This window comes from Thiomonas sp. TH-17, from assembly GCF_057473305.1.
In genome coordinates this window covers 23,970-31,438 of record NZ_JBYCKI010000252.1, presented here as the reverse complement: position 1 = coordinate 31,438, position 7,469 = coordinate 23,970, and the positions used below count along the sequence as shown (strand labels likewise).

The window sequence follows — 7,469 nt, the reverse complement described above, 5'->3', positions numbered from 1 at the left end:
GATAAGATGCCCGACTGTTTCAGTCTGGAAATCAGGTGGCGACTGCGCAGATCGCGCGGGCCGGACGTATCGCCCGGCGGGGCCAGCATCAGCACCCGTTGGGGCGCAAGCTGGGCCAGTCGCCACAGGGTTTGCGGCTGATCGAGATTGCCGACGATGGGCACGATGCCTGCGGAGCGCAAGCTCTCCAGCCGCTGGGGCGAGGAAGTCAGCGCCAGCAGCCGGTAGCGCCCGCGCGCCAAGGCCGCCACCCGCATGCCGATGTCGCCACAGCCCACGATGAGCAGCCGGGGTCGGCCGCGTCCAGATTGATCGTTCACAGTTCACACCTAATCATTGTTCACATGAGTCATCAAGTCACCGTTCAGCCCAGCGGCCACCAATACGCCGCCGAGGCCGATGAAACCCTGCTCGCAGCCGCCATCCGCCAATCGGTCGGCCTGCCCTACGGCTGCCAGGACGGCGCCTGCGGCTCTTGCAAATGCAAGCTGCTTCAAGGCGAGATCGAACTGGGCGTTCACCAGCTCAAGGCGCTGAGCGAGGCCGAACGGGCGCAGGGCTTCATTCTCGCCTGCCGCGCCAAGGCGCTCACCGATGTGGTGATCGAAAGCCATGAAGTGGTTGGCGCGGGCGAATTTCCGGTCAAGAAAATGCCGGCCCGGGTCAGCAGCATCGAGCACCTGGCGCCCGATGTGGTGCGGGTCATGCTGCAACTGCCCGCGGCCGATCCGCTGCGCTATCGCGCCGGGCAGTACATCCAGTTTCTGCTGCGTGATGGCGCACGGCGCAGCTATTCCATGGCCAGCGCGCCCAGCGAATCCCCGCAGGTCGAACTGCATCTGCGGCACATGCCGGGCGGCAAGTTCACCGATCATGTGTTCACCGCCATGAAAGAGAAAGAGATCCAGCGCATCGAAGGCCCGTTCGGCAGTTTTTTCTTGCGCGACGATCCCGAAAACAAGCCCTTGATCTTCTTGGCTTCCGGCACGGGTTTCGCGCCGATCAAGGCCATCCTCGAGCAGATGCGCGCCAACGCCGACCCGCGCGAAGTCACGCTGTATTGGGGCGGTCGCAAGCAGCAAGACCTCTACCTGCACGACTGGGCTGTACAGCAATGCGCAGCCATGCCGCATCTGCGCTTCATACCCGTGCTCTCCGAGGCTGACGCCGACTGGAGCGGGCGCACGGGTTTCGTCCATCAGGCCGTGATGGCCGACGTGCCCGACCTTTCCGGCCATGCGGTTTACGCCTGCGGCGCCCCCGTCATGGTCGAAGCCGCGCAGCGCGATTTCACCCAGCAGTGCAAGCTCCCCGAAGACGCCTTCTTCGCCGACGCCTTCACCACCGAAGCCGACAAGGCGGGCGCAAAAGCCTGAAGCGACTCTGCAAATCAAAAAATGGCCTGCAGAGATGCAGGCCATTTTGAAGCGTGTGACGCTTATTCTCCCAGATAGGCCGCCCGCACGCGGGGGTCGTGCAGCAACTCCTCGGCCGGACCGGTCATGGTGACCTGACCCGAGTCCATGACGTAGCCACGATCGGCCAGCCCCAGCGCGCGCTTGGCATTCTGCTCGACCAGCAGAATGGTCACGCCCTGCTTGGAAATGTCTTCGACCACTTCAAAGATCTTGTCGACCATGATGGGCGACAGCCCCATCGAGGGCTCGTCGAGCAGCAGCACCTGCGGACGGCTCATCAGCGCCCGGCCCATGGCCAGCATTTGCTGCTCGCCGCCCGACATGGTGCCGGCGAGCTGGTCGCGGCGTTCCTTGAGGCGCGGGAAGATGCCGTACACCTTGTCGATGTCGCTGTCGATCTCTTTGTCCTTGCGGGTATAGGCGCCCATCTGCAGGTTTTCTGCGATGGTCATGCGGGTGAACACCCCGCGCCCTTCGGGCACCATGCACAAACCCTGCCGCACCAGGTCGTAGGCTCCCTGGCCATTGATGGTGCGCCCGGCGTAGTGCACTTCGCCGTCAGTGATGGGCTGCAGCCCGGTGATGGCCTTGAGCGTGGTGGTCTTGCCCGCGCCATTGGCGCCGATCAGGCTGACCAGCTCGCCCTTGCGCACCTCCAGATCGACGCCTTTGACCGCCTGAATGCCGCCGTAGGAGACTCGCAGGCCCGTGATTTTGAGGACGGTTTCGGACATGCTCAGTGCTCCCCTGCGCCCAGATAGGCTTCGATGACTTTCGGATTTTTCTGCACGTCGGCGGGCACCCCTTCGGCAATGATCTTGCCGTAATCGAGCACGGTCACCCGGTCGCACAGGCCCATGACCAGCTTCACATCGTGTTCGATGATGAGAATGGTGCGGCCGTCTTTCTGGATCGCGGTGAGCAGTTCGCGCAACTGCAGTTTTTCCGTGGCGTTCATGCCGGCGGCGGGCTCGTCGAGCGCGAGCAGTTGCGGATCGGTGGCCAGAGCGCGGGCGATTTCGAGGCGGCGCTGGTCGCCATACGACAGCGTGCGCGCGCGGAAATCGGCATACCGCTCGATGCCCACATAGGCCAGCAGTTCACGCGCCCGTTCGCGGATGGCTTTTTCCTCGGTCTTGAAATGCCGGGTGCGGAACACCGCGCCGATCAGCGCGCTGTTGGTGCGCACATGCCGACCCACCATCACGTTCTCCAGCGCCGTCATGTCCGGAAACAGGCGGATGTTCTGGAACGTGCGGGCAATGCCCTCGCGCGCCACCTGATGCACCGCAGCCGGCTTGTAAGCCTTGCCGGCCAGAATGAAATCGCCCGAATCGGGCGGATACAGCCCGGTGATGACGTTGAAAAACGTGGTCTTGCCCGCCCCGTTGGGGCCGATCAGGCCGTAGATCTGGCCCCGGTCAATCTGGATGCCGACATCGTTCAGAGCCTGCAAGCCGCCAAAGCGTTTGGATGCGCCACTCACGCGCAGAACGGACTCGCTCATGCCTTGCCTCCTTCCTGCAGCGGGGTGGGCAGTTTGGTGAAGCTCTTGCCATGCTCCGGTGCGGGCCACAGCCCTTTGGGCCGCAGGATCATGATGATGATCATGGCAAGCGCATAGATGAGCTGCCGCAGGATGCCGCTGTCGATATACACATGACCGAAAGCGTGCTGCTGCCAGTCGGAGATGAAGCCCATGTAGCGCAACGCTTCGGGCAAAACTGACAGCAACACCGCGCCAAGAATGACGCCGGGAATGTGGCCCATGCCGCCGATCACCACCATGGCCAGCACGATGATGGACTCAAGCAGCGAGAACGACTCGGGCGAGACGAAGCCCTGGAAAGCCGAGAACATCACCCCGGCCACGCCGCCGAAAGTCGCCCCCATCGAAAACGCCAGCAGCTTCATATTGCGGGTATTGATGCCCATGGCCTTGGCGGCGATTTCATCTTCGCGCATCGCCATCCAGGCGCGGCCGATGCGCGAGTCCTGCAGGCGGTAGCTCAGAATCACCACGAACACCACCAGCACCAGGAACAGGTAGTAATACTGCGCCACCGAGGGTATGGTGAAACTGCCGATGTCGATGTTCTGGTTCAGATCCCAGCCGAACAGATGAATGCCGTGAATGCCCGAAATACCTTGCGGGCCGTTGGTGATGTTCACCGGCGCGTTCAGGTTGTTCATGAAAATGCGGATGATCTCGCCAAAGCCCAGCGTCACGATGGCCAGGTAGTCGCCGCGCAGCTTGAGCACGGGCGTGCCCAGCAAAATGCCCGCACTGGCCGCCAGCGCCGCCGCCATGGGAACGACCAGCCAGATCGACACATCGAAGCCGTTGGGGAACATCGCCCCCAGCGCATCGAAATTACTCGTGAGCTGGTTCGACGACAACAGCGCATACAGATACGCCCCCACCGCGTAGAACGCGATATAGCCCAGATCGAGCAGCCCGGCCAGGCCGACCACGATATTCAGACCCAGCGCCAGCATGATGTAGAGCATGGCAAAAGCCGCGATCCGCACCCAGGCGTCGCCTGCGATCTGCAGCACCATGGGCAGCGCGATGAGCGCAGCGGCGCCCGCAACGATCCAGACCCAATTCTTTTGTTGGTTCATGTTCGGTCTCCTCAGGCGCGATCGGCCACGCGCTCACCCAGCAGGCCTTGCGGGCGCAGAGTCAGCACCAGAATCAGCACGATGAAGGCGAAGATGTCCTGGTAATTACTGCCGAACACCCCGCCGGTGAGCGTGCCGATATAACCGGCGCCCAACACCTCGATCAGCCCCAGCAGCACCCCGCCCAGCATGGCGCCGGAGAGGTTGCCGATGCCGCCCAGCACGGCGGCGGTAAACGCCTTCAAACCCGGCGTGAAGCCCATGTAGAAGTTCGCCGTGGCGAAGTTGGCAAACCACATCACCCCGGCAATGGCCGCGAGCATGGCCCCGATCACGAACGCCGAGGAGATGACGAAGTTGGGATTCACCCCCATCAGCGACGCCACGCGCGGATTCTCCGCCGTGGCCCGCATCGCCCGGCCCAGCTTGGTGTGGTTGATCAGCCAGGTCAGCCCCGCCAGCAGCACGGCAGTCACTACCAGAATCATGATCTGCACCGGCGTGATGACAATACCGCCCACATTGATCACATTGCTCGGCAGCAGCCCGGACGGGAACACCTTGTAGTCGCGCCCCCAGATGATCATCGCCAGCGTTTCGAGCAGGATGGACATGCCGATGGCCGTGATCAGCGGCGCCAGCTTGGGCGCATTGCGCAAGGGCCGGTAGGCGATGCGCTCGATGAAGTAGTTGAGCGCACCCGTGGCCAGCATGGCGATGATCAGGGCGATGACCACCGTAAGCCAACCCGGAAGATGCGGAGCCACATGATCGAGCACCTTGAACACGGTGTAGGCCGTGAGCGCCCCCACCATCATCACGTCCCCATGCGCAAAATTGATGAGGTTGACGATGCCGTACACCATGGTGTACCCGAGAGCGATCAGGGCATACATGCTGCCCAGAACCAGACCGTTGACGATCTGCTGAAGAAAAATATCCATACCTTGAATCTCCTGACGAGCGGATGGCTAGTGAGTGACGGCCCGACTCTTTTGGAGCGGCCGGGGTGAAACGAGTAAACCGGGGACGAAAGCAAAGCGCGTGCCGGGACCGCCGCACCGATTGAGTGCATGCCTCCAGGACATCGTGTGTGAAAGTGGAGCGCCTGCGGGCGCGCACGATACGTGCCGCGTCTGGTACGCGGCGACACCCGGCAACGACGCTGCCGGGCGAGGGTGAACAGGCTTCATGGTTTTGTCTGGGGGCCGGGCTGTCCTGACCCCCTGTTTTTTTGGCTGGCGCGATGATAACTGCCTGCCTCGGGTCACCCTGCACCGGGTCAACCCGCAGTTTGAGGCCGCTCAGTCGCTGGGAGGTTCGGTTGCGGCACTGTCACTTTCCGGCCCGAAAGATGACATCACACTTCCCCGGGTATTGCGCTCAGCCAATTCTCGCAAGCGGCGAGCGATGCGTTCCTCCACCCCGCGCGATGTGGGCTGATAGAAGCGGGGCGGCGACATGCCGTCGGGAAAATAGGTTTCCCCGGCGGCGAAAGCGTCGGCCTCGTCATGGGCGTAGCGATAGTCCTTGCCGTACCCCAGGTTTTTCATCAGCTTGGTAGGCGCGTTGCGCAAGTGCAACGGCACGGGCTGGGTGCCCTGCTCCCGGGCAAACGCGCGCGCAGCGTTAAAGGCCTTGTAAACCGCGTTCGACTTGGGCGTGACGGCCAGATAAACCACCGCCTCGGCCAGCGCCAGCTCGCCTTCGGGGCTGCCCAGGCGCTCGTAGGTTTGTGCGGCTTCGAGCGCAAGGGTCAGCGCCTTGGGGTCGGCCAGGCCGATGTCTTCCACCGCCATGCGGATCAACCGCCGCGCCAGATAGCGGGGATCGGCGCCGCCTTCGAGCATGCGTGCAAACCAGTAGAGCGAGGCGTCCACATCCGAGCCCCGCACCGATTTGTGCAACGCCGAGATCAGGTCGTAGGTCTGCTCGCCGCCCTTGTCGAAGCGCAGCAGGGTCGCGCCCAGGGTTTGTTCCAGCAGGTCGGCCGTGAGCGTGGTTTGAGCGCCCCGCGCGGCGGCCTGCAGCGCCAGTTCGAGCGCGCCCAGCAGGCGGCGGGCATCGCCGTCGGCATGGCGAATGAGCCGCTCTTGCGCCGCGGGTTCGATGGCCTCGACGCCGCTGCCCGCCAGCGCGCGCCGCATCAGCAAGCGAAGATCGTCGGCATCCAGCGGTTCGAGCACGTACACCACGGCGCGCGACAGCAAGGCGCTGTTGACCTCGAATGACGGGTTTTCCGTGGTCGCGCCGATGAAGGTGAACAAGCCGGATTCGACATGCGGCAAAAACGCATCCTGCTGGCTTTTGTTGAAGCGGTGTACCTCATCGACGAACACAATGGTCGCCCGCCCCCGTTGCTGCGCGGCCTGTGCCTGGGCGACGGCATCGCGGATGTCTTTCACCCCGGCGAGCACCGCCGACAGGGGCAGAAAGTCGGCATCGAAAGCATTGGCCATCAGGCGCGCCAGGGTGGTTTTGCCCACGCCGGGCGGCCCCCAGAACAGCATGGAGTGCAGCCGCCGGGTTTCAAACGCCACGCGCAGCGGTTTGCCGGGCCCGAGCAGGTGGCGCTGGCCGACCACTTCATCGAGATAATGCGGGCGCAAACGCTCAGCCAGTGGGGCGTTGGCCCCAGGCGCGGGCTTAGACGCAGACAGCGGGCGGGCGGGCGCGGGCAGGTCCGCGTCGTCGAACAGGCCCGGGCCGCTGGTCATGGCTGGCTGATGACCGAAGCCCCTTTGGGCGGAGTGAAACGGAAGCTGTCCGGGCCGAAGGTCGGGTTGTGTTTGATGGCGGTGAAGCGCATGGTCGAAATCTGCCCGAAAGCATCGCGCAACTGAAGCTCGGCCACTTCCGGGCCTTGTGCCGTGCTGCGCAGACCGATGCGTATCCAGTCGAAATTGCTGTCCTTGGCCTTGGGCGTGGCCTGCACCCATTGCAGATCGCCGGCATCGGCCTGGGCCTGCAGGGTGAACAGCCGGGTCAGGTCGGTTCCGGCGAAGATCGCGGCAGGCGTGCCCTTGAACGCCTGTGTGACCGGGGTGATGGTCACCTGATCGAGGTCGTGGTCATAGGTCCAGAGCTGCTTGCCATCGCTGACGATGACCTGGGCATAGGGCTTGGTGTAGTCCCAGCGGAAACGGTCGGGCCGCTCGAAGGCGAACTGGCCGGAAGCCGGCGCCTGCGCCGGGCCCTTGGCGTTGCTCACGGTCTGGGTGAACTGGGCGCTGCCGCCCCGGGTCTGCTGCAGCCACTGTTCAAGCAGTTGCACCGAATTCGCCGCGAAGGCCGCAGGCAGACTGGCAGCGAGCAGACCGCCCGCGAGAAAAATCCGCATCAGCGAAAACCGCATCAGCGAGGTACGCCAGCGCGCGTTCATGGAAGTCATAGCCCTGTCTTTCATCTTGAAAATTCCGCGGCACA

At 63.6% G+C, this 7,469-nt stretch carries 8 protein-coding genes; 1 reads left to right on the top strand and 7 read right to left on the bottom strand.

The features are described 5' to 3' along the window. Positions 1–320, bottom strand: a 320-nt coding sequence (locus AC2VLV_RS14805; protein WP_486990711.1) for an NAD-binding protein, incomplete at its 3' end; no start/stop codon positions are given. Between the two features lie 24 nt (positions 321–344). Here AC2VLV_RS14805 and AC2VLV_RS14800 point away from each other — a divergent pair. After that, positions 345–1,376 carry a CDP-6-deoxy-delta-3,4-glucoseen reductase gene (locus tag AC2VLV_RS14800; protein ID WP_486990710.1) on the top strand — a complete coding sequence of 344 codons (1,032 nt, stop codon included), beginning with the start codon at positions 345–347 and terminating at the stop codon, positions 1,374–1,376. Between the two features lie 62 nt (positions 1,377–1,438). Here AC2VLV_RS14800 and AC2VLV_RS14795 read toward each other — a convergent pair whose 3' ends face one another. From AC2VLV_RS14795 to lolA, 6 genes are all read right to left on the bottom strand, one after another. Beyond that, a complete protein-coding gene (locus AC2VLV_RS14795) occupies positions 1,439–2,152 on the bottom strand; it encodes an ABC transporter ATP-binding protein (RefSeq protein ID WP_486990709.1) in 714 nt (237 codons plus the stop codon). 2 nt (positions 2,153–2,154) lie between these two features. Beyond that, complete coding sequence (locus AC2VLV_RS14790; RefSeq protein WP_486990708.1) at positions 2,155–2,925, bottom strand: ABC transporter ATP-binding protein; 771 nt, start codon at positions 2,923–2,925, stop codon at positions 2,155–2,157. Then, on the bottom strand, positions 2,922–4,043 hold the full coding sequence (locus AC2VLV_RS14785; protein WP_486990707.1) for an ABC transporter permease subunit: 1,122 nt from the start codon (positions 4,041–4,043) through the stop codon (positions 2,922–2,924). The genes AC2VLV_RS14790 and AC2VLV_RS14785 overlap by 4 nt, the downstream gene beginning before the upstream one ends. A gap of 11 nt (positions 4,044–4,054) precedes the next feature. Beyond that, the gene (locus tag AC2VLV_RS14780) at positions 4,055–4,987 is read right to left on the bottom strand and encodes a branched-chain amino acid ABC transporter permease (protein WP_486990706.1); all 933 of its coding nucleotides are present in this window, start codon (positions 4,985–4,987) and stop codon (positions 4,055–4,057) included. A 360-nt stretch (positions 4,988–5,347) separates the two neighbouring features. Beyond that, the gene (locus AC2VLV_RS14775; RefSeq protein ID WP_486990705.1) at positions 5,348–6,760 is read right to left on the bottom strand and encodes a replication-associated recombination protein A; all 1,413 of its coding nucleotides are present in this window, start codon (positions 6,758–6,760) and stop codon (positions 5,348–5,350) included. Next, positions 6,757–7,434 (bottom strand): outer membrane lipoprotein periplasmic chaperone LolA, encoded by a 678-nt coding sequence (gene lolA, locus AC2VLV_RS14770; RefSeq protein ID WP_486990704.1) that lies wholly within the window; start codon positions 7,432–7,434, stop codon positions 6,757–6,759. The genes AC2VLV_RS14775 and lolA overlap by 4 nt, the downstream gene beginning before the upstream one ends. Between the last annotated feature and the right edge of the window lie 35 nt (positions 7,435–7,469).

Coding starts and splice junctions, on each gene's coding strand:
- AC2VLV_RS14785 (WP_486990707.1), bottom strand. CDS start 4,043: ATGAACCAACAAAAGAATTGGGTCTGGATCGTTGCGGGCGCCGCTGCG.
- AC2VLV_RS14790 (WP_486990708.1), bottom strand. CDS start 2,925: ATGAGCGAGTCCGTTCTGCGCGTGAGTGGCGCATCCAAACGCTTTGGC.
- AC2VLV_RS14780 (WP_486990706.1), bottom strand. CDS start 4,987: ATGGATATTTTTCTTCAGCAGATCGTCAACGGTCTGGTTCTGGGCAGC.
- AC2VLV_RS14795 (WP_486990709.1), bottom strand. CDS start 2,152: ATGTCCGAAACCGTCCTCAAAATCACGGGCCTGCGAGTCTCCTACGGC.
- AC2VLV_RS14800 (WP_486990710.1), top strand. CDS start 345: ATGAGTCATCAAGTCACCGTTCAGCCCAGCGGCCACCAATACGCCGCC.
- lolA (WP_486990704.1), bottom strand. CDS start 7,434: ATGACTTCCATGAACGCGCGCTGGCGTACCTCGCTGATGCGGTTTTCG.
- AC2VLV_RS14775 (WP_486990705.1), bottom strand. CDS start 6,760: ATGACCAGCGGCCCGGGCCTGTTCGACGACGCGGACCTGCCCGCGCCC.